General features: G+C 60.4%; 19 protein-coding genes and 4 pseudogenes. 16 read left to right on the plus strand and 7 right to left on the minus strand.

Translation table 11 applies throughout. The annotated features are described in order from the left end of the window. From AC10V3_RS37880 to AC10V3_RS37890, 3 genes are all read left to right on the plus strand, one after another. A complete protein-coding gene (locus tag AC10V3_RS37880; RefSeq protein ID WP_022540142.1) occupies positions 1-1245 on the plus strand; it encodes a complex I 51 kDa subunit family protein in 1245 nt (414 codons plus the stop codon). Positions 1246-1392: 147 nt separating this feature from the next. Further along, positions 1393-1794: a hypothetical protein gene (locus tag AC10V3_RS37885; RefSeq protein ID WP_041682373.1), complete on the plus strand. Its 402-nt coding sequence runs from the start codon at positions 1393-1395 to the stop codon at positions 1792-1794. A 110-nt stretch (positions 1795-1904) separates the two neighbouring features. Beyond that, the gene (locus AC10V3_RS37890) at positions 1905-2279 is read left to right on the plus strand and encodes a hypothetical protein (protein ID WP_349607522.1); all 375 of its coding nucleotides are present in this window, start codon (positions 1905-1907) and stop codon (positions 2277-2279) included. 14 nt (positions 2280-2293) lie between these two features. Here AC10V3_RS37890 and cax read toward each other — a convergent pair whose 3' ends face one another. Beyond that, a complete protein-coding gene (gene cax / locus AC10V3_RS37895; protein WP_022540145.1) occupies positions 2294-3364 on the minus strand; it encodes a calcium/proton exchanger in 1071 nt (356 codons plus the stop codon). A gap of 722 nt (positions 3365-4086) precedes the next feature. On the opposite strand from cax, the pseudogene AC10V3_RS37900 reads away from it, so the two are divergent. From AC10V3_RS37900 to AC10V3_RS37920, 5 genes and pseudogenes are all read left to right on the plus strand, one after another. Beyond that, positions 4087-4611, plus strand: a pseudogene (locus tag AC10V3_RS37900) (lyase family protein); the annotation flags it as partial. Further along, positions 4612-5274 (plus strand): annotated as a pseudogene (locus AC10V3_RS37905) (CHAD domain-containing protein); the annotation flags it as partial. Positions 5275-5487: 213 nt separating this feature from the next. Next, a complete protein-coding gene (locus AC10V3_RS37910) occupies positions 5488-6408 on the plus strand; it encodes a lysozyme inhibitor LprI family protein (protein WP_349607520.1) in 921 nt (306 codons plus the stop codon). 518 nt (positions 6409-6926) lie between these two features. Then, a pseudogene (locus AC10V3_RS37915) lies at positions 6927-7119 on the plus strand (ferredoxin); the annotation flags it as partial. A 311-nt stretch (positions 7120-7430) separates the two neighbouring features. Beyond that, complete coding sequence (locus AC10V3_RS37920) at positions 7431-8324, plus strand: MipA/OmpV family protein (protein ID WP_022540151.1); 894 nt, start codon at positions 7431-7433, stop codon at positions 8322-8324. 121 nt (positions 8325-8445) lie between these two features. Here AC10V3_RS37920 and AC10V3_RS37925 read toward each other — a convergent pair whose 3' ends face one another. From AC10V3_RS37925 to AC10V3_RS37935, 3 genes are all read right to left on the minus strand, one after another. After that, positions 8446-9507, minus strand: coding sequence for a beta-keto acid cleavage family enzyme (locus AC10V3_RS37925; protein ID WP_349607518.1), 1062 nt, complete (start codon positions 9505-9507; stop codon positions 8446-8448). Between the two features lie 24 nt (positions 9508-9531). Further along, positions 9532-10437 carry a TauD/TfdA dioxygenase family protein gene (locus AC10V3_RS37930; protein WP_041682377.1) on the minus strand — a complete coding sequence of 302 codons (906 nt, stop codon included), beginning with the start codon at positions 10435-10437 and terminating at the stop codon, positions 9532-9534. A gap of 165 nt (positions 10438-10602) precedes the next feature. After that, positions 10603-10818: a hypothetical protein gene (locus tag AC10V3_RS37935; protein ID WP_349607516.1), complete on the minus strand. Its 216-nt coding sequence runs from the start codon at positions 10816-10818 to the stop codon at positions 10603-10605. A 458-nt stretch (positions 10819-11276) separates the two neighbouring features. Here AC10V3_RS37935 and argH point away from each other — a divergent pair, with 458 nt between their 5' ends. Both argH and AC10V3_RS37945 read left to right on the plus strand, forming a co-directional pair. Then, entirely contained in the window at positions 11277-12782 is a 1506-nt protein-coding gene (argH, locus tag AC10V3_RS37940) for an argininosuccinate lyase (RefSeq protein WP_022540154.1), read from the plus strand. A 27-nt stretch (positions 12783-12809) separates the two neighbouring features. Then, the gene (locus AC10V3_RS37945; protein WP_349607512.1) at positions 12810-13766 is read left to right on the plus strand and encodes a Bug family tripartite tricarboxylate transporter substrate binding protein; all 957 of its coding nucleotides are present in this window, start codon (positions 12810-12812) and stop codon (positions 13764-13766) included. An 88-nt stretch (positions 13767-13854) separates the two neighbouring features. Here the strand turns inward: AC10V3_RS37945 and AC10V3_RS37950 are convergent. Both AC10V3_RS37950 and AC10V3_RS37955 read right to left on the minus strand, forming a co-directional pair. After that, positions 13855-14022: pseudogene (locus tag AC10V3_RS37950) on the minus strand (transposase); the annotation flags it as partial. Then, a complete protein-coding gene (locus AC10V3_RS37955; protein ID WP_022540157.1) occupies positions 14021-14926 on the minus strand; it encodes a LysR substrate-binding domain-containing protein in 906 nt (301 codons plus the stop codon). The gene AC10V3_RS37955 and the pseudogene AC10V3_RS37950, both read right to left, overlap by 2 nt. 164 nt (positions 14927-15090) lie before the next feature. Here AC10V3_RS37955 and AC10V3_RS37960 point away from each other — a divergent pair, with 164 nt between their 5' ends. From AC10V3_RS37960 to phaZ, 6 genes are all read left to right on the plus strand, one after another. Next, positions 15091-15498: a RidA family protein gene (locus AC10V3_RS37960; RefSeq protein ID WP_349607509.1), complete on the plus strand. Its 408-nt coding sequence runs from the start codon at positions 15091-15093 to the stop codon at positions 15496-15498. A 1342-nt stretch (positions 15499-16840) separates the two neighbouring features. Then, entirely contained in the window at positions 16841-17152 is a 312-nt protein-coding gene (locus tag AC10V3_RS37965) for an H-NS histone family protein (RefSeq protein WP_022540159.1), read from the plus strand. Between the two features lie 77 nt (positions 17153-17229). Beyond that, entirely contained in the window at positions 17230-17523 is a 294-nt protein-coding gene (locus AC10V3_RS37970) for a hypothetical protein (protein WP_022540160.1), read from the plus strand. A gap of 214 nt (positions 17524-17737) precedes the next feature. After that, positions 17738-18979 (plus strand): IS4 family transposase, encoded by a 1242-nt coding sequence (locus AC10V3_RS37975; RefSeq protein WP_051370080.1) that lies wholly within the window; start codon positions 17738-17740, stop codon positions 18977-18979. A gap of 71 nt (positions 18980-19050) precedes the next feature. Then, the gene (tnpB, locus tag AC10V3_RS37980) at positions 19051-19356 is read left to right on the plus strand and encodes an IS66 family insertion sequence element accessory protein TnpB (RefSeq protein WP_349608988.1); all 306 of its coding nucleotides are present in this window, start codon (positions 19051-19053) and stop codon (positions 19354-19356) included. Between the two features lie 385 nt (positions 19357-19741). After that, positions 19742-20983 (plus strand): polyhydroxyalkanoate depolymerase, encoded by a 1242-nt coding sequence (gene phaZ, locus AC10V3_RS37985; RefSeq protein WP_022540163.1) that lies wholly within the window; start codon positions 19742-19744, stop codon positions 20981-20983. Positions 20984-21282: 299 nt separating this feature from the next. Here phaZ and AC10V3_RS37990 read toward each other — a convergent pair whose 3' ends face one another. Beyond that, positions 21283-21483, minus strand: coding sequence for a hypothetical protein (locus AC10V3_RS37990; protein WP_022540164.1), 201 nt, complete (start codon positions 21481-21483; stop codon positions 21283-21285). Positions 21484-21789: the final 306 nt, after the last annotated feature.

The following is a 21789-nucleotide window of genomic DNA, read 5'->3' on the forward strand; positions in this document are numbered from 1 at the left end:
ATGGAACAGCTCAATCAGGTTCTGCTCAACGAGGACATCCGGGTCGGCGCCGACCTGGATGCCTGGCTGGCCCGCGGCGGCGGCGAGGGGCTGGCACGGGCGCTGCGTGAGCCGACCGCGGTCATTGCCGAAATCGAGCAGGCGGACCTGCGCGGGATGGGTGGCGCCGGCTTCGCGACGCATCGCAAATGGGCACCGGTGGCCGCCGCAGCGGCTGGCGACAAGTACATCATCTGCAATGGCAACGAAGACGAGCCGGGGACGTTCAAGGACCGCTTCCTGCTTGAGCACACGCCGCACCAGGTGATCGAGGGCGCGCTGATCGCCGCGGCCGCCACCTGCGCCAACCATGTGGTGCTGTACGTCAATCCCCATCAGCCGCTGTCGCTGGCGAGGACGCGCGAGGCGGTGCAGCAATGGCAGGCACACCCGCAATTCGCCGAGCTGGCCGGGCTGGTCGGCGGACCGGTATCGCTTCGCGTACTACCCAGCTCAGGCTTGTATATCGGCGGCGAGGAAACCGCGGTCATCGCGAGCGTCGAGGGCGGGTTTCCGTTTCCGCGCCGCAAGCCGCCTTTTCCCGCCGAACACGGCGTGCATGGTGCACCGACCGTCGTCAACAATACCGAGACGCTGGCTCACGTACCAGGCATCTTGCGCAACGGTGCCCAGTGGTATCGCGGCCTCGGCATCGGCCATGCCGCGGGAACCAAGCTGTATTCGCTCTCGGGCGATGTCTTGCGGCCTGGCCTGTATGAGCTGCCGATGGGTACGAGCCTGGAGACGCTTGTGTTCGGGCATGGCGGCGGCATGCTCCAGGGCAAGGAATTCAAGGCCGTCTTTACCGGCGGGCCCTCCAATACCTTACTGACCAAGCGCGATCTCGACGTGGCGCTGGATTTCGATTCCGTACGGCAACGGCGTTCGCGGCTCGGGACCGGTGCGATGATCGTAGTCTCGGAAGGGACCAGCATCGTCCGCAAGGTCGCCGAGTACGTGAGCTTCTTCGCCCAGGGTTCGTGCGGTCAGTGCCCGCCGTGCAAGGGCGGAACCTTCCAACTGATGCGCCTGCTCAATCGGATCGATACGGGCCGCGGCGTGCGCGCGGACCTGGAATCGTTGGAAAACCTGTGCCGCATCCTTCCCGGTAGCGGTCGCTGCGGCCTGATCGATGGCGCCGTGACGGTGGTGGACAGTTCCCTCCATCAGTTCCGGGAAGAATACGAGGCGCTCCTGATGGCATAGGTCCAGCATCGAACGTCCGGTTTGCGAGGCGTCGCGCCATGCGAGCGCGCTGCCGTGCGCAGCGATGTCTTAGCGTCTTGTGGGTTCCCCGAACGACGGCCAAGCGGGTTTCCAATGGATGCGATGGGCGAGATCACGGAGCCAACCATGCACTACATTGCACCTTATTTGTTGTGCTTGTCGATGGCTTTAGTCGGGGCATGCGGCAACCCCGAGCAGCCGCCAGCCCCGGCAAGCGGTAAAGCACCCGTCGCCGCTGGCAGTGAAGCGGTTGCCATACCGCCGCCCCAGCGAGCCGATGACATGCCGCAGCAGGCTGGACCTGGCCGCTATCAGATCGTGAGTCATCCCCAGGTCCGCGCAGGCCCCTTCTTGCTCGACACGCAGACGGGTCGCATCTGGCAGTTGAGGGAATTCCCCGGACTCGAAGGCGCGCCGAGCGCGTGGCGCGAGATGACGATCATCGATGACAGGGGCGCAATGGGGATCACGACGGCACAGTTCCAGAAACTCTATCCGCCGCGGCATGCTGCGCCGCGGCGGCGGTAACGGGCGTGCCCTAATGCCAATGTCGCCGACGGCAGTCCTTTGAAGCATCGCGATGATCGTACGGCCGGCTCGTCCTTTGCCGCCGGCTTTGACCGGAGGAGGGTGTCACCATGATGCGCGTTCGCAATGCCCTTGGCTTCGCTGCCATGGTTGCGCTGGCGGGCTGCACCTACTATGGATATCCGGCCTTCGACCGCTCGTTCTACGCGGCTGCGGATGCCATGCGGGACCAGGGCCTGGCGATCACCACCCAGGAACCCGGCGCCGGCACGGTCGTTGGCACGAAAGACGGCGATGCCGTCACGGCCAGTGTCCGCCAGCAGGCCGACGGCAGCGTGCGGGTGGAATTCAATGCCGCCAGCCCGCGAGATCCCGGTCTGCTTGACCGTATTTCGCGCAGCTATGACCGTCGAATGGGCGCTGAAGCAGGCCGCGGCAGCTCTCGAGGCTTGCAGGGCACGGCAGGACTCTCGCGAAGCAGGTAAGGTTGCTTCGCGAGCTAGCGCGGCAGGAAGAAGAACGTGAGGGCGAGGGCAAAATAGACGACCAGGAGCTGCGTGCCCTTGAACCAGTCGGCGTGTCCGTCGCTCGCCATTTGCGCCGTGACCAGCACGGACAGGACCACCATCAGGACCAGGGCGGGACGAAAGGCCAGGTCCATCGGGGCCGGACCGAGAAAATGGCTCGTCAGTACCAGCACTGGCGCGACAAAAAGTGCCACCTGGACGCTCGAGCCGACCGCAATGGAAAACGACAGGTCCATGCGATTTCTCATGGCTGCGCTAATGGCCGATGCATGCTCGGCTGCATTTCCGAGGATCGCCACCACAAAGGCACCGACGAATATGTCGCTGAGGGCGTAGTCGCGCATCATGGGGCCGAGCGCACCCACCATGATCTCGCTCATCCACGCCGTCCCTACGGTGGCTGCTGCCAGTATTGCTATCGCCCGCGCTACGGATGAGGAGGGCTGGTTCTCCACGCCTTCCAGGGCAACGGGCTCTGCTTCGTATGCACTGCGGAACAGCGCAGGGTGAGTGACCAGCGAGAACACCAGGTACAGCGCATAGACGACCAGAAGCGCGACGGAAATCCAGGCGCTGAGCCGGTACAGCACCGCTGTCGTGCCCTCTACCGCTTCGAAGCTGGCCGGCAGGATCAGCGCGATCGCCGACAATATGAGCATGGTCGCCTGGGAACGCGCGCCGCGCGGGTTGAAGCTTTGCTCGGGATAGCGAATGCCGCCTGCGAGCATCGCGGCGCCAAACACCAGCAGCATATTTCCGACAATGGAACCGACGATGGAGGCTTCCACCACCTGATGGAGGCCGGCACGCAAGGCGACAAGTGCGATGATAAGTTCAGCCGCATTGCCGAATGTCGCATTGAGCAGTCCCCCGACCGCCTCGCCCATGCGCTCTGCGAGTTGCTCGGTGGCATGGCTCATCCGTCCCGCGAGCGGCAGGATGGCCAGGGAGGAAGCGATAAAGATCAGGAGGTGGTGATCGGAAGCAAGGAATTCCAGGGCGATTGCGATCGGAACAAAGATGAGAAGCAAATTCATCCACATGGCTTGCCTCCTTCGTCCAGTGATGACAGCTCGTCCTCAAAAGGTCTTCTTATCGCCTACTGGGGTTACAGGTAAGAGACAAAACAGCTTTGCAGAGCCGCGCCCAGTTTACACCGCGTCCGGCCAACGGCCAACGAAGTAGCGTGTCTGCGATCGTGAGATCAAGGACTGCCGACCTAGCTGCACCCCACGCCACGCATGATGCAGGGCACAGAAAGCGGGACGCAATGTTTCACTGCTAGCTTTGCTGTGTACCCAAATCTCGATGGGAAGTCTAGTCGGCTAGCCAGCCGCTCCATGGGACCGGCCATGGGTTGACAGCCCGCCAATGCAGCCATTACGACTTGTTTTCTGGGCCACGTTGGCAGACCGAAGTCTTCCCACGCATTCATGATTTGATTCGGCGCTACGCCTAATTTCGCCGTCGGCCCCCGCCCATAGGCAAGAATTCACGGTTCTCGAAAGCGTGTGCCCGAGCATGGGCACACCAGCAGAGATGCTCGAGAAGCGCCCCTCGTGGCGGTTCTCGTATTTTTGATTAATTCCGCGACCACTACCCGTCTTACGTGACTTCCCGCCCCCGGGGCGGATAAGTTCTGGGAGAACCTCTTGGCTGGACTAATCTTGTGTTATCCCGTCGATGGTGCCCGCCGGCGAGCGGACAGACCCGGCTTCGACGCCATGGGGCCGAGCCATGAATATTCAATCTAATGGGGTGAGCGATGACCGAGCACGTGAGAATGGAGCGCGACACATTCGGCGAGATCGCCGTGCCGGCCAGCCAGCTGTGGGGCGCGCAGACGCAGCGCTCGCTCCAGAATTTCCGCATCTCTTCAGAGAAGCAGGCGCCCGAGCTGATCAAGGCGCTTGCATGGATCAAGCGCGCGGCGGCCGAGGTCAACCTCGAACTCGGCGTGCTCGACGAGCAGAAGGCGCGGGCCATCATGGCGGCCGCAGACGAAATCGTCGCCGGACAACATCCGGATGAGTTTCCGCTCGCGGTCTGGCAGACCGGTTCCGGCACGCAGACCAACATGAACCTGAACGAGGTGATCGCGAACCGGGCAAGCGAACTGATCGGCGGCGAGCGCGGCGAGGCGCGCAAAACTCATCCTAACGACGACGTCAATCGCGGCCAGTCATCCAACGACGTGTTTCCGACCGCGATGCACGTCGCCGCAGGGCGCGCGGATGGGGTACTGGCCGCGGCGAAGGCGGTTGCCGCCGAGGCCCGGCAGCGCGCCGCCCAAGCCGTGAATTCCGAGCGCTACACACGGCTGATCCTGACACTGAGCCATTGGTTGGGCAGCGCGGACTGGCGTCATGGCCTTGACGAGGCGCAGCGCGCGGCACTCACCGAACCTGTCCGCGAGTTTCCCCTGACGACGTTACGCGAGCGGCAACGCAGGCTGCTCAAGCGGGGGCGAGGCATGGCAAAGATTGACGAGCAGCGGCGCCATCGTGCGCGTATCGCTGCAACGAAGCTGCGTTACGCGACCGAGTTTTTCGAATCTTTGTTGCCCGCGAACAAAGTGAGCCGCTATCGTCGGCAACTGTCGCGCCTGCAGGATGACCTGGGATGGCGCAATGATATGGCTGTTGCTGAGGGCTTGTTGCTCCGCCTGGGAGCGGAGCGCCAGCAACTGGCCATTGGCCTGGCTATGCGCGCGGCTATATCGCAAGATGTCTCAGCGCTGACGGGGAGCCGCTGCGCCGCCTCTGGAAACGATTCAAGGCGGCTAGCCTACCTGTTTAGCGCAGCAGATCGCCCGAACTCCGTCACGGGCGTTGTGGACATCTTGAGTTCGCGCGCCGCGACGGCTCCGACTTGGGGTGATCGTACTTTCCGTGTAAAAAGTGGCGGTAGCAGGGCTCGCAGCCGCCTGTGGCAAGGCTTCTCGCCGCAATGAGTCTCGCGCGATCTGTGTATGTGTAAGTCCTTGATGGATCGGCACTTTCCGGGACAAACTGCCAGAAAATGCACGGAAAGTACGATCACCCCATGTAGGGCTACGTGCACTCGGCAAGGTCTCATTTCCGAACAACTCGCGGGCACATAGATAGCCTTCCTTCCCATTGAAATGGACAAGGCGTTCGGCTTCTGACATTCCGAGGAGAAGCGTATGCGCAGCACTCAGCACCCAACAGCCAAGGACGCGGCGGCGCAAGGCTTCATCCAACGGTTGTTTTCTTGGCTCTGTTTCACTGTGCTTATGTTTCCCGGTGTTGCGCTAGGGATGGACTTCAAGATCTACTACCAACCCCAACTTAAGCTGAAAATGCTTATCGGGGATGGGAGGATTCAGGAAGGTGATGCAGAGAAGTTTCTGGCGTTCGCCAAAATGGCTAACCGTGATGACGAAGGACTCGTTACCCTTGTTTTAAATAGTCCAGGAGGAAATGTTGAGGCTGCTTTCCGAGTCGTCGATGCAATGGATAAAGTTCGCGTCTATACAACAGTTCCAGATAATGCCAGGTGCGCGTCCGCTTGCGCTTCCATCTTGTTCGCTTCAGGGGAACGCCGAAGTGTTGTTGGTACTGGGATGCTCGGTTTTCACAGTTGCTACCGGCGCGATGGGCGAACCTACGCCGAGGACTCGCTTTGCAACGAAATAATCGCGGCAAACGCAATGCAAAGAGGGGTCAGCCACGCGGGCATCAATCGTTTCGTTAAGCAATATGGTGCGCGAGACATGGCATGGGTCGGGCGCCACGTCGCTTGTAAGTCGCTGCAAGGTCTCTGTAAGCCAGGGCTACTGGAAACTCAATACGAGACGAAGACTGCGTTGATTCAAAGTTTTGATTGCAGCAAGCTCATATCTGTTCAAGCGCAGCTTATTTGTGGGGATGCGGAACTTGCCCGTGTCGATAAAACATTGGCAGAAATCTACAATCAAATGATAAAAACATCGACAAACAAGACACGGTTACGAGCGGATCAACGAGCATGGCTTCGCGATTCTCGCAACGCCTGTGGCGATAAAGCTTGTCTACTACGAAGCTATCATCTCCGCATCGATGAACTAAAGCGGATGCGGTCGTAATGACGTGTCGATTGACGTTTGCCATGCTTAACCGCCAGAGCGGGAGCGTCACCCGGCGCCGCAGCAAAACCGCGTTCCTGAGAGGCGCGCGCGACATGAGGTGATTCCGCCTGCTCACCGTACCCTCGCACCACGCCTCGCTGACACGCGTCTAGATGCGCTGGCGGTCGACCAGAATCGCCAGAAACCGTGCAGTGCCGTCAATCGCGGTCCAGGCATGGTTGGTACCGCGCTGATTTACCACATCTCCCGGCACGAGCTCCGTCTCCGCGATTTCGAGGATCGCCCGGCCTTTGAGCCGAGGACGATCTTGGGTTCCCGCATGGCATACCTCCGTCGTGCCTGGATAATCGAATACCTCAACCAGGCGCCGGTCCGTGCGCGGCCAACTTATAGGTGGGGCGAAACCCCTGTGGGCAGGCGGATAACCTTCCGTATGCTATGGCTTATATGACCTTTTCGGCAGAAACGCCAGTGTGGCGTCGGCGGCCGCGACACGGCAGAGTGCGACGATGGTACTGGTACGCTTGAGCATCGAAGGACGCCAAGTCGAGGCGCCGGCCAACTGTTCTCCTGCAGGCCTTCGTGCATGCGGGCGAAACGCTTGTCGAGGTGAAGACTGCACTGGCTTGCGAGACGCTGATCGAAGATGGTATGGAGGTCGCCTTCCTCGATTACTTCACCGCCCCGGCACGCCACGTCTATCGCATCGGCCAGAGATTGATCATGGCCCGTCGCCCGTCTGCCTGGCTAATCGACACAGTGGCAATCCTGGGACGCAATGCCTCCGGACGCGCGGCGCGGGCGGGGGACGCGACAGCGGATTCCAGGGCGTAGGCAGCGGTGGCAGCGAATTGCAGTGCGACATCAGTTGCGGCAAAACGAGCCTCGGCTCAGGGTCGCGCGCGGCGAGCGGTGGCGCCCGGGGCGGCTTTGGCGGCCGAATCGGTGGAGGCTTTTGCGGCGGGCGCGGCGGTGGTGGCCGACGCTAGCGAATGAATACCTGACTCCGGAGGGAATCGATGGACTTGGCGACAAGGCGACATACCAAAGACCTGCATCCGGCTCCACACTCCCCGGCCCGGCACTTTCTCCTTCTACGCGGCCCGGCCCCTCCGTACAGGCAGGCTATCGCCGGCACGATCCTCGCGCTTGCCGCCCACGGCTCGCAGGCGCTGCCGGTGGACCTGCCGGGTGCTATCCCCAACTTTTTCGGCATCGGCATCGGGTCGACCACGCAGTACGCCGGCGGCAACGAACGGATGATCGGCGCAGTCCCGGGCCTGCGCTATACGACCGACGGCGGCAAGCTGCTCGAATGGTATGGCCCGTATGCGCAGTTCAACTTCGGCAGCCTGACGGGCTGGCAGTACGGGCCTGCCGTCGCGCTGCGTCTCGGGCGCAACAACGTCGACGACCCGGTGGTGGCGAAAATTCACGAGATCGACACCACCGTCGAGGCCGGCGGCTACTTCGGCTACGAGTACATCCACGCCGGGGGCATCCCCTTCCGTCTGCGCGGCAGCATCAACGTCATGACCAATGCCGGCATCGTCTACGGCGGCCCGCGTGTGATGACGAATGGCAGCCTCTGGGTGCCAGTACACCACCGCGTGCTGCTGGGCCTCGGGCTCGGACTGACGTGGACAAGCGGCAGCTTCAACCGGACCTACTACGGCGTGACGCCCGAGGACAGCGCGGCCAGCGGACTCCCCGTCTACACTCCGGGCGGCGGACTGCAGCAAGGCACCGGGTGGCTGGCAGCCGTCTACCAGATCGACAGGCACTGGTATGCCGGCGCAATGGTCTACATGCAGCGCATTGCCGGGAGCGCCGCTGACAGCCCGATCGTCAGCCAGCGCGGCACCCGCAATCAGATCACCTATGGCGCAGGTCTGGCTTATGCGTGGCAATAGATCAAGCGTCGGCATTGAACTTCGGCAAAGGCTGATATCCATCCCCGGATCGCCCCCGGACCGGGTCTGGGCGATCCGATACCGAGGCAGTCCCTAAGCCAAGCGAGCCGGGCGAGGCACATCAACGGCGCGCGTGCTGAGTGAGGCCGACCTGACCGGGCTTGCGGTTCGGCGCAAAGCCATTCTCCGCCAATGTCTCATCAGCGCTGTCGTAGAACGTGCCGATCTTGTAGATCTCACGCGCTTCCTTCGCGCTGGCGACGTCCCGGCCAAATTCACGCGAGATGCGCACGAGCTGCTCGATCTGTTCGACCGTGCCCATCTTGCGGTCCCGTCGCTGCGTCCAGATGTTGTCCTCGATACCACAACGCACGTGCAGGCCCATGGCGATCGCCATCATGTTGAGGGGCAGCACGTTGAGCATCGAGGTTTCCAGGGTCAGCACCGAGCCGTTCGGGCAGGCCCGCACGAAGTTTGCCAGGTTGTAGAGGTTAGGCGCCTCGAAGCCGCCGCCGATCGCCACCCAGGTCAGGATCAGGGGCACATTGCAGGTGCCCCGGCGTATCATCCGCTCCACCGTCTCCAATTGCGCGATGCTGGCGAGCTGGAAGTGCGTCTGGATGCCATTGCTGCTGAGCCGGCGGATATGTTCTTCCACCCATTCCGGTCCGGCGGGGATGGTCATCTCGCGATAGGCGCGGTAGTTCGCCGGCTCAGCGAGGGAGGTGCCGGCAACGTCGGCTGCGCACATCTGTTCGACCACGTTCATCTGGTTGGTGTTGATCGCGATCGTCACCTGGTCCGGCGTCGGCTTCAGTTCCGCCAGCATGTGGCGGGTATCGTCCGACAGCCACTTGGCCACATCCCCTTCGTTCTCCGGCGCGAACGAGATCGACCCGCCAACCTGCAGGATCATGTCCGGCACCCGGGCGCGGATGCCGGCAAGCAGTTCATTGAACTTGGACAGGCGCTTCGAGCCCTTTCCATCCGCTTCGCGCACGTGAACGTGCAGCACGGTAGCGCCGGCGTTGTAGCAGTCCACAGCCTTCTGGATCTGTTCCTCCATCGTCACCGGGATGTCGTCCGGAAAATCGGAGGGCTGCCATTCCGGACCATAAGGGGCTGCGGTAATGACAAGCTTCTGCTGATTTTCAGGAAACAGCGAACCGTCGATGAAATCCATGTCTCTCTCCTTGGGATAAATCTTTCAGGCCATGACCGGCTGGGCCATATGCGCCTTGACTTCGCCTTCGCCTTCGCCAATGCCGAAGGGCTTGTCGCCGATGATGCCGGCGCGCTCCATCTTGCGATGGCAGGGCGCGTAGTCCATCACTGCGTAATGCTGGGTGCTGCGGTTGTCCCAGATCGCCATACTGTTGGCCTTCCAGCGCCAGCGCACCTGGTATTCGGGAATGAAGGCCTGGGTCACCAGGTAACGCAGCAGGTCGGCCGCACCCGGGTTGTAATCCTGGCCGTAACGCACGTATGCGGGCGTATGGAAGTTGGTGAAGTGCGTGGTGAACGCGTTGACGAAGAGGATGTTCTCGCCGGTTTCCGGGTGAACCCGTACGACCGGATGCTCGGCATCCGGGTACTGTGCCTTCAGCGCCAGGCGCTTCTCGATCGGCATAGCTGCGCCAAAGCTCGCCTCGATGCTGTGCCGTGCCCGCAGGCCGGCAATGTCCGCCTTGACGTGCGCGGGCAGGTTCTCGTAAGCGAGAACCATGTTCGCCCACATCGTGTCGCCCCCGACCGCGGGCGTTTCCACACAGCGCAGGACACAACCCATCGGAGGTGCCTCACGCCAGGTCGCATCGGTGTGCCAGGCGTTCTCGTAACGGTCGATCGGCTGGTCCGGCCGCTTGTAGATCTGCACGAGCCCCGGGTGCTCCGGATGGCTGCCGGCTACCGGGTGATCTTCCAGCTTGCCAAAGCGCTCGGCAAATGCGACATGCTCGGCGCGGGAAATGTCCTGGTCCCGCAGGAAGAGGACCTTGTGCCGTAGCAAGGCGGCGCGGATCTCGTTGAACAGGCCGTCGTCATGAATAGCATCAGCGAGCTTCATGCCTACGAGTTCGGCGCCGATGCTGGCGGTCAGTTGTTCTACGCGCATCATTCAGCCTCCGAACGCACCAAGACTGAATCGGAACGTGCGATATTCGCAAGCCAGACCGCGACACCATGGTCCGTAATAAAGACTGGATGTATCCATTCTATGTCTCCTCTTGATATGGACTTCCAACGCACATCGCGTTGCCATCAATGTAGGAGTTGCGGGTCAATCCGGACTTTGCTTTCCGTGCCAGGAGCCTTGCATTTGGTGCCAGGGAACGGCGCCGGATCGCTCGGACTTGATCATGGTCAAACTCGACTCGTCAGCCGGCCAGTGGTCGGCGATGATGTGACTTAAATTCTTGGCCAGCGAAAGTCCGTTAGCTTGGCTGAAACCGACGTTCGAACGGCCGAGTGATCGTGCGGGCCAACGACGCTTCATGGCCGGTCTCGGCCGGCTGCCCACCGCCAGGCCACGGCTGTCTCTGTGCCCCCCTTCTGCCGTTCGGCACCGCGCGGCCCCAACGACTGCTTCCAAGGTAGTAGCGCCGTTCGCTCAAGTGGGTAGTCCAGTTCGTCGTCGCCCGTTGCGGAAGATCCGGATGATGGACCGCACGGCCGAGCGGCGATCGCACCAGAGCTGTGCGTAAGTAGAAGAATCTCTTATGCGCGTCCAACCTCGTCTGTAGTTGTGCCCGCCTGGCCAAGAATCCATCATTCGATCAAGGAATCGGACTCGCCGGACTGAGCGCGCTGCGCTCTTCGGTGAAGGTTCATTTCGATATTTCGCCCAGCGCAATATGCTTGAGCGCGCCTGGAGAACCCCTGTCTGATTTGATTGTTGCCGGGTAGAAAAGCACCACCACACAAACCGGATGCTGATCGCCCCCACTTACCGACATGACTTCCGCGACATCCCAAGAAACGACACTTGCCGAGGCTCGACTCAAATCGCCCCCCGCTTCTCGGCTGACGAAGCACTACGCCCTGCCGGGCCTCGAGCGCGAACGCAGGCAGTTTCATGAGTTCGTTGCCGTTGATCTCGCCCATACCACCATGCTCGTAGAAGAGGGCATCCTTTCGGTGGACACCGGTCGCGCCATCCTGGAGCAGTTGCTGACCATTCGGAACATGCAGCCTTCGGAGTTTCCAATTGATGCGCGCAAAGGTAGCTTCCTGTTGCAGATCGAGTCGTATCTCTTCGGCACCATTGGAGAGGATGTGGGCGGCCAGATGCACACCGGCCGCAGTCGGATTGATCAAGGCGCTACGGTACGCCGACTTTATAAGCGCAACCGCATTCTGGATGTGATGGACCGGCTGAACGAATTCCAAGGGGCGATCGCTGAGCAGGCGCGCCACCATGCTCATACGATCATGCCCGGCTATACGCATATGCAGCAAGCCCAGCCTTGGGTCTTTGGTCATTATCTCCTCAGCTTCAGCTCTCGTCTGCATGACAGCTTTGAGCGTCTGGCTCAAGCCTACGGGCGCGTCAACCGCAATCCACTGGGAACGGTTGGCCTTGCCGGCACGTCCTGGCCGCTAAACCGCGCGCGAACCACGGAACTGCTCGGGTTCGATGGTCAAGTTGAGAACTCCAAGCTTGGTCGTGAAGCTTTTGACTCTGCAGATGCCATTTGTGCTCTGTCTTTCATCATGGCCGATCTGAACGACCTGGCTACCGATCTGCACATCTGGTCCAGCACCGAATTCGGGTTCGTGGAATGCGATGACAGCTACTGTGGTACGAGCAGCATCTTCCCGCAAAAGAAGAACCCGGTAGCTCTGGAGACCATTAGGAAGGCGGCCGGTCCCGCAGTAATGTGGCTGAGCACCGCCTTGGCTACGTTCCGGGCGGAAGGAACGGGCGACCAGGCTATGCGCACCGTCTCTCATATCGATGAAGCCATGGCAACGACTGAGGGCATGCTCGATCTGTTCACCGGCGTCATCGAAACCCTAATCGTGCACCAAGACCGTATGGCCGATTCGCTCAAGGGTAGTTGGTGCACCGCGAGCAACCTTGCGGACGTTATTGTGCGCGAACGAGGCCTGTCCTTCCGCCAGGTGCACCACATCGTCGCCCGTGCCGTGCGAAACTGCGTGGGGCAAGAACTGCGCCCTGATCAACTGACTAGTGCTCGTCTCGACGAGGCTGCGCTCGAAACGGCTGGCATCGCACTGCACCTGGGCGACGCCGCCGTACGGGAAGCGCTCGATCCGCTTCGCTTTGTCGAGACCCGGATTACTGACGGAAGCGTCGGGCCCCACCAGGTCGCACGCCTGCTCGAGCGTGCAGCGCAGGAGCGCGCTGCAGATCAGCAATGGGCAAGCGAGGCACGCAGCCGATTGAAGCGTTCGCAACTGGCACTCGACGAGGCTGTTGGCAAGCTGGTCGCTTAAGGCGAGATGCTCAAGGAGAAGTTGATTATGTGGAAGTCTATTGCAGTGTTCATATCCATCGCCGCGCTCTCGCCGGGTGTTGGCGCGGAGACTTATCCCTCGAAGCCAATCATGCTGGTGGTGCCCTTTGCTGCTGGCGGCACGGTCAACATGATGGGTCGCCTGGTTGCCGAGCAAATGGGGGAAAAGCTCGGTCAGCCAGTTGTCGTCGACAACAAGGCCGGCGCGGGTGGTGCAATTGGTGCCGGATTCGTTGCCAAGGCCGCCCCGGATGGATATACCCTGTTGCTGGGCTCGATGGGACAGGCAGTTCAGCCTCTCCTTACCAAGAGGCTATCGTACGATCCCAAGAAGCTCATTCCGGTCGCGATGTTCTCGACAGTGTCGAATGTGCTGGCCGTATCCAACAATACTCCCGCGAAGAGCGTCTCGGAGCTGATTAGCTATTCGAAGGCGAATCCCGGCAGGCTGAATATGGCTTCGGCCGGCATGGGCTCGATCAATCACCTCATCGGTGAACTGTTCATGTCCAGGACAGGAGCCAACTTCGTACACGTGCCGTACAAGGGCGCTGCGCCTGCAAGTGTCGACTTGCTCTCGGGGCAGGTGCAAGTGATCTTCGCGAATCTGCCGAACGTGCTTCCCTATGCGAAGGCAGGTAAGGTCCGCTTGCTGGCTGTCGCTAGCGAAAAGCGCGACCCCGCTATCCCCAACGTACCTACCTTCGCTGAAGCAGGTGTCAAGGATGCGGTTGTCGAATCGTGGTATGGCCTGATGGCGCCTGCCGGTACCAAGCCGGAGATAGTGAAGAAGCTGCAGGATACTTTGCTTGTTGTGGCCAATGACAAGCGCTTCATTTCCCAACTGGCGGAGCAAGGCGCACGACCGTACTCTGGCTCCAGTGCAGACATGACTCAGCTCCAGGAAAAGGAAGGGAAACGTTGGGGTGAGGTGATTGACCATTCCAGGATTTCGCTGGACTGAATTGACACACTGCTGAGGCCGGTGCTGGCTGCGGAGCACCGAGCAGTACTGGCTCCTCCCATGCGGAGGGCCTTTTTGGTTCATCGCCGATTCCAGGCAGGCCGCTTCCGGTGAGGAAGAAGTAATGGTCATCACGGGAGCCGTAGGCCATGCGCTTGATCACCTTGATCCGATTGTTGATGCCTTCGACCAGATTGGTGCCCAATGGCCGGCGAGTGTGAGCCAGAATGCCTGGTAGATAGGGCTTGAGCCGCCTATGGCAAAGGCACGTTGGCTTTGAAGAGTTCCTTGACCACTTTGATGAAATCCTCAACAACCTTTGATCGAGGTTGATGGGTAGGCAGAACCATCGAAAAGTGAAACTTCACGGCGGGCAACAAAGGGCGCCAAACTACGCCGGAATCACGCACTCTGCGAGCGGTGAAGGGATCGACTACAGTTAGGCCAAGTCCGCCTGCCACCAGACTGCATGCCACGTGACCGAGCGACGTGACCACCGAGCGTTTGCATGTCACTCCGGCAGCTTCGAGTTCCATCTCCAATCGCATACGCACAGGGCTATTGCGGCTCAAGGAGATAAGCGGCTGATCTTGCAGGTCAGTAATTTTCAATGACTTCTTGCGGGCCAAGGCATGGCCGCGAGGGAGGACGCAGACTGCCGCGACGCTTGGTAGCGGGAAAACATCCACCCCTGGATACTCAGTGCCCGACATCTGAACAAAGCCGATATCGATTTGGTGCGCAGCGGCGAGCTCCAGCACGCCTAGAGAGTTTCGAACGTCCAGCGAGATCGCCAAATCGGGGCGAGAGAGCGAAAATTGCCTGACTCCTTCGGTGAGCAAGCTCAAACCCAAAGTATGCATTGACGCAACACGCAAGGTGCCGATGCGCGCTGACTTGAGGTCCAGCGCCACTCGCTCGATCTGCTCCATACCCTGGTAGAACTTGTCCACCTCACGGAACAGCCGCTGGGCTTCGGCTCCGGGAATGAGGCGATTTCCCTCACGCCTGAATAGACGAATTTCCAGTCTTTTCTCGAGATCCCTTATGAGCGCGCTCACTGCGGGCTGACTGATCTTCAGCAGTTCGGCCGCGACAGTCATGCTGCCGGACACCATGACACTACGGAAGGCTTCGAGTTGGCGGGGGTTCAATGGCATAGGTAGCTAGGCGAAGACATTCTGGCAAGCGTAATCAACGTCACAAGCTGATGCAAGCATGAGATCCCGAGTCACCTGTGGCCGCGCTCGCCATGGCAGCCTACTGGAGGTTCACTACTAGTCTACCCCTCGGGCCGCCTCGTACTATTCAAAGGAAATACCACATGCAAGACCGCGAAGTCATCGTTCCTCCCGCAATGCAATCAATCATGGACCGTGCTGGCTATGCACCGGCGGTCAGGGTTGGTGCGACTGTCTTCTGTGCCGGACAGGTTGGCCGGACGGCAGGCCTTCACGTAATTGCTGACCCTGAAGCGCAATTCTTCGCTTGCTGGGAAAACCTGCGAGTATTGCTGCAAACAGCCGGCTGCACGTTTGAGGACGTCCTTGACATGACGACATACCATGTTCATATGAGTCAGCATATGCCGACTTTCAGAGAGGTAAAGAATCGCGTGTTTCCGCGCGGTACGTGCGCATGGACTGCTATCGGCGTATCAGAGCTTGCTCATCCCGGCCTGCTAGTCGAGATTAAATGTATAGCAGTAAGACGGGATGCGGCAGTGGCATGAATCTCCCGTCGGAATTTCACCCGTGCTGCCAAAATTTGTACTTGACGCGCCAGTCGCCCCCTTAGACCGCCGAGGGGAGCGCAACCCTAGATTGGGTGATCCTAACCCTCTCCGGGGAAGTCGGGCTCTCTGTGAATGTGAAACCAATCTCAGGGCTCGAGGCCCCAGTCGCCTCCACTTATCCAAGTGTCGATTTTTGCGAGGCAAACTGTCCCAATTAGGGCTGGCCGGACAACGACCGTTCCCAAGGCGAACCGGCCGATCCAATGTCTGGTTGCTGCGACGGGCGAGTGACGCTTCATGGCCGGCTACCGCCGTTGCGAATCCGCCAGCTTGAGGCAGTAAGCGACTCGTTGAAGCGAACGGAGCAGGGGAGGGCGTGCCAGGCCGCGGCGATAAGGCACGATAACGTTGTGCTTATCGCGTGGTCCCCACGCGAAGGGGGGCAGGCTTGGTGATCTTGTATCCGAGACAGCCACGTGCGGAAGGCAAGGAAGCGTAGCCGGAACCCGGAACTGCAGCCCTTGAAAGCGCAGTGAGCCGCGGTGGGCTAAAGTGCAATGAATTGGGCCGCAAAGGACGACTTGCGTCTACGATGCAAGCCATCGGTCGGTCGATGCCAAGGCTGCTAAGCTCCTCTGCTGAAGTCACAAGGTCTTTGGGGGCCAAAATTACGTCTTGCGGCCCAATTTGTTGCACCCTCAGGTCATTCCTGCGTAGCTGGCTTGTCTAGCCGCAAGATAGGAGACCAATATTCGTCTCTCCAACGCCTGGCTTGTGGCCAGGTTCCGGCTCAGTTCTGCGATCCCAGAGCGCTAGAGCGAGTCACAGAGCTTATACGAGCATGTCCTCGCCTTATGCCAAGATGACTGAAGTGCGGAGATGGCGAAACAAGTCCCGCCGGCGACCCCGAGGCTGCGCTAACGGACCTGTCCGGCGAGCGAGGGGAGAGGCCATGCGGGGACGTCGTCGGGCGGCCGCACGACGGTCTCAGCGTCCGTGTCGAGCACCGAATACGAGCCAATATGTGAACTCTTCTTGCTGGGGAACCTAGCGCTCCCCAACTTGCCTGGGGCGTTTGCAATCCAATACCCGCCCCAATTGTTCACGCGGCCTTGCCGAGAGCATCACACTGACTCTCATAGCGCTGGCGCCATTCCGCTTTGCGCTCACCGCGCTAATCGATAATGTGCTCGGAGTACGGCTTGATTCAGGTGGCATTACATCGATGTTTTTCCATTGGATTGTGCGCCCATAAGGATAGGGTGAAAAGAATTTTGCGTCTAAGCTTGATTAGCTTTAAACTATCTTCTCTCATCCCTCGCCTGGAAAGGAAACGCGCATGGCATCCTATAAGGAACTCATGTCCCAGAAGCAGGCCCTCGAAGCCCAACTGGAAGAGGTACGCGCTAATGAAGTAGCGGGCGTCATCGAGAAGATTCAGACCCTGATGGCGGAGTATGGCTTGACGGTCGAAGACATTGCCAAGCGCCGTCGCGGCCGTCCAGCGGGCAGCGGTGCAAGCAAGCCGAAGTCGGAACTGCCCCCTAAGTACCGTGACCCCAAGACCGGGAAGACTTGGTCCGGCCGTGGTCGCCAACCGGCCTGGCTCGGTAAGAACCCCAAGAGATTCCTGATTGCAGAAGACGCCTAAACCTCAGCTTCTGCCCCCCAGAATAGAATTCGCCCCTGCCCGCAATGCAGGGGTTTCGTTTTTTTGAGAGCAGCACCATGTCCTTTGAAGCGATTCACGCCGAGATCATGCTTGCCCGGCCATACCTGATTCCTCACGAACGCACAGAGAAAGGGATAAGGAATGGGTATTCTTATTGGCTGCGGGTTCCGCCCAGCAAGGAACTGCGAGTCATCCGTTTTTCGCAAGAAGGTGGTAGCTACGAGCTCGTGCGTTCAGCCAGCGAGCGCAAAACACGAGAGAAGGTACGACAGCATTTCTCCGGCTCAGTATCCGAGCTCTTGGCCATTATCGATGAGCAGGTTGAAATCATCCGAAAACAGTCGCGCTAGTCACATTTGCCGGCGGGGACCGACGCAGCGGTTCGGCCATGGGGCCATCCCTCAATCCACCCAAGATAAGCCGTCAAATAGAATCGCAATTTGCCACGCGCACGCTTGACAGATGACGAGGTTCGAGCGGCCGCCGCCCTGCTTGCGCTGGCTGTTTAGCGCAAGCAGGGCGGCGGCCAATAGAGGATCGTTTCTCGATCTTCGCTTGGCTCTCATGCCCCTGTCCGATCTGTTCGCTACGCTTACCCAATATCTGCACACCAAGGTCTTTCACGATCTTGCCCGTCATCCCGAATATCCAGCCGCATTCACCCGTCAGCGCAAGCTCACCCTGCCCACACTGATCGCGTTCATGCTTGGCAACTTGCGCATGGGCGTTCAAGCCGAACTCGATCAATTCTTCGCCGCGCTCGCCCGCCAAAACACCTTGTGCCGGCGAGTCAGTGAACAAGCCTTCGCCCAGGCTCGCAGCAAACTCAGCGGCGATGTCTTTGCTCACCTCAATGACTGGCTGCTTCAGCAGGTGTCCAACCATTTGCCGCGCTGGCATGGCTTTCGGCTGGTCGCAGCCGACGCCTCGCACCTGCGTTTTGCCATCCGCCACAGCCATCTGCCTCGAGCCGCCACCCGTGATCAACTCGCTTTCGGCCTGTACCTCCCCGGGGCCGAGATGATGCTCGCCGCCTCACTGCACAGCGTGCTCGAGAACGAACGCCAGATCCTGTTCGAGCATCTGGACCGCCTGCAATCCGACGACTTGCTGTTGCTCGACCGCGGCTACCCGGCCCGCTGGCTGGTAGCCGTACTCAACCAACGAAACATCCCTTTCTGCATGCGCGCCGACGGTAGCGGCTTTGCTGCCCTGCGGGACTTCGTCCGCTCCGGCCGCGCCGAGACCGTCGTCACGCTCCCGGCTCCAGCCCGCAATGACGCGCGCGACTATGAATGTGCGTCCGTCCCGCAGACCGTCCGGCTCATCCGGCAGATCTCGCCAGCCGCCAAGGTTCGCGTGCTCATCACCAATCTGCTCGACAGGCACCGCCATCCGGCTGCCACCTTCCGCGATCTCTATCACCAGCGCTGGCGTCTCGAGGAGGCCTTCAAACGCCTCAAACACCGCATGGCACTCGAACACCTGTCCGGCCTCTCACAGTTGGCCGCCAGGCAGGACTTCGGAGCCAAAGTCCTGTGCGATAACCTGCACGCCCTGTGCTGTCTTGCGGCCGCGCAGGAACATGACATTGACTCGGATCATCGGATCAACCGTGCCTACGCCATCACCGCCCTTAAACGTGTCCTGCCTGCACTGCTGCTCGGCCTGCGCTGGGCCAAGGCTGCCCTGAACGAGACCTTGACCTTGATCGCAACACGTCTCCAGCGCGTGCGACCAGATCGCGCCAAGCCCCGTCCACCACGCCACAAGCCTCATCGACATGCCGCTTATAAGGCTTGTTGATGCTGCTTATCTTGGGTGGATTGGGCCATCCCTCCGCATGTTCAGCCATTGCCGCATCGAGGTCCAGCGCCATGAGCGGCACGCTGATCGTGTACTGGCCGCTCCCGGCGGCGCAGCAATGCTGCCCAACTGCTCGGGGACTGGATGCGATGATTCGCATTGGCGTGCTGCGGCTGGCTGTCGAGCCCATCGACGTGCTTGCCGATACCGAGCGGCTGCTGGCGCGCGTGGTGCAGGTCTTCGGCACAGCCCAATCTCATCACGCTTACCTGTTTGCGAACGCCCGCCACACCCCCATCAAGCTATTGATACTTGACGGCCTCGGCGTCTGGTGCGCCGCTCTCCGCCTCAACGAAATCATAAACTGGTGCAGATGATCGTCCGTCCAGCCCATGGACGCCTGGATGATCTCGTGAAGCTGAGCCGACGTGATGTGCTCATGAATGAGCACGCACAGGTCGCCAAATCGGCGACTCGAGCCATACAGCGTAAATCGGAGGGACGAGCGTTCCTACATCGACGATGATCGCCGCGACCAAGGAATCAGTTTTTCCACCGATCTTTGGCACTGCAGCAATAGTTGCCCCGCCTATAGTGAAACTCTGGTACAGCCCCTGCACCCGCATAGGTATGGGGGCCGCAGACGAGATCCAGCGGTACGTCTGCCTCGACATCGCCCTCATCAAAGCGATCTGGACCGATGAGGTCTGGAGCTTGGATCGTGGCCGCCGGCCAGCCCGGTGTACTTTCTTGGAGGCCTCCATGCTCTACCGGTTCATGGAGTATCAGCGCGCAATGTTCGCGCCATTCGCTGTGTGGGCAGCGAACGCGGCAAGCGCGTTTTCCGATCATGAGAACCCGCTGTCGCAGATACCGGGCGCTCCCGCCTTTGCCACTGGTTACGAAATGCTGTCCCGTCTGGGACAAACCTACGACAAGCCGGGGTTCGGTATCGCAGCTGTTGAGCACAACGGCTGCGTCATCCCTGTGGTCGAGCAAGTCGTCCTGGAAAGGGCATTTTGCCGCCTTTTGCGCTTCGCACCTGATCCGGTCACACTTGGCGCCGCCGCTTCGCATACAAGACCTGCTGTGCTGGTCTGTGCGCCGCTGGCTGGGCATCACGCCGTCATGCTTCGCGAGGTCGTCGAAACCTTATTGCCCGAGCATATTGTCTATGTGACGGACTGGATTGATGCGCGCTGTGTTCCACTGGTGGACGGGCCGTTTCACCTGGATGACTACGTCACCGAACTGCAGGCGTTTATCCGTCAGATTGGCGCGGCGGAACCACTGCACGTGATTGCCATCTGCCAGGCCACCGTACCGGCCCTGGCGGCTGTTTCCCTGTTGGCCAGCGCGGACGAGCCGACTCCCAGGAGTCTGATCCTAATGGGCGGGCCGATCGATGCGCGTCGCAGCCCCACCGCAGTGGGAAGATTCGCCGCAGACCACTCCCTTATGTGGTTTCAACGGAATTTGATCTATACAGTGCCCGGTCGCTATGCCGGTGCCGGTCGCAAGGTGTACCCGAACTTCCTGCAGCTTGCCGGCTTGATGGCGGCACAGCCAGGTCTTTTGGCGACGTCGCACTGGGACTACTATTTGGAACGCGTGGTGGGTGACTACGAGCGTGCCGAAGCCCTCCGGCGCGTTTGCGATGCCTACCACGCGGTGCTCGACATGGCGGCCGAGTTCTACCTGGATACCATCCAGATCGTGTTCCAGGAATTCCGTCTGGCGCGCGGCAATTGGTTCGTGCAAGGGCAGCCCGTGCGTCCGCAAGACATCCGCGCCACTACGCTACTGACCATAGAAGGCGACCACGACGCCATTTCTGGCTGCGGGCAGACCCACGCAGCGCACGGTCTGTGCCGCGGCATTGCGGCACGGGACAAGCGGCACGTGACGGCGCGCCGGTGCGGCCACTATGATCTTTTCTCTGGCCCCCGGTGGCGCTCCGAGATATACCCTGGCATCCGCGCCCTGACTCGACAAAATACCTAGCCGCGGTGCCCGCGCCCATCATCCAAACACCACAGTTGGCCCTGCAAGTGGCAGTCGCAAGAATTCGATGTCGGCCGTCCACGATGACGTTGCTCACCACTGCGCCTAGCAATACCGCTTCTCCAACGAGGCAATGGTGATCCGCGACATTCGGCGTTAGCAATCCTTCGCGACAAATAGGTCACAACGTGATAGGGGCCTCTCGATACTTCATACAACTCATCTCGAGTCTCGGAGGTGGACACCATTCATGCCCGGTGCCAAGAACGAAGATCGCGCCGCCTGCGGCAGGAGCCGTGTTACGGAATGCGGCGCAGGGCTTCAAGCATAGAAGCCCCTTGACTCGTCAAGCGAGGGTGGGCATTTGGGCTGCCGTGGCCATGCTCCATCGTCACCAGTTTGTGGACCAGCAAGCCGTCTAACTGTTCCGGTTCGAGATCGTCGATGTCTTGCGCATCGCCAAGCAGTAGCAGCGCGGCAATTTCATGCGGACTGAGCATGTCAGGCTCCTTTGTCGGGGGGCGGAAAAGGAACTACGACTGCTGGTCCGTGGACGGAGTTCCACGGAGGATGACAGGACCAACATTGAGTGAACTCGGTGCGAGGACGCGCTGAGTATGCGCACACCAAGCATTGACACTAAACGCTCTTGTCCCCGGATTCAAGCTCTACGTGTGCTGCAATGCAGCGGAGCGAAGCTGAAACACATCGGATCGTTGGTTGATATTTCAGCCGTTTGGCAACCCCATGGTGAGCCCACGGATCACTGCAGATCGCGACAAAGGTTATACTCCGCGCTCCAACGA

The sequence above is a fragment of the Cupriavidus sp. PB-02 genome, from assembly GCF_058252315.1.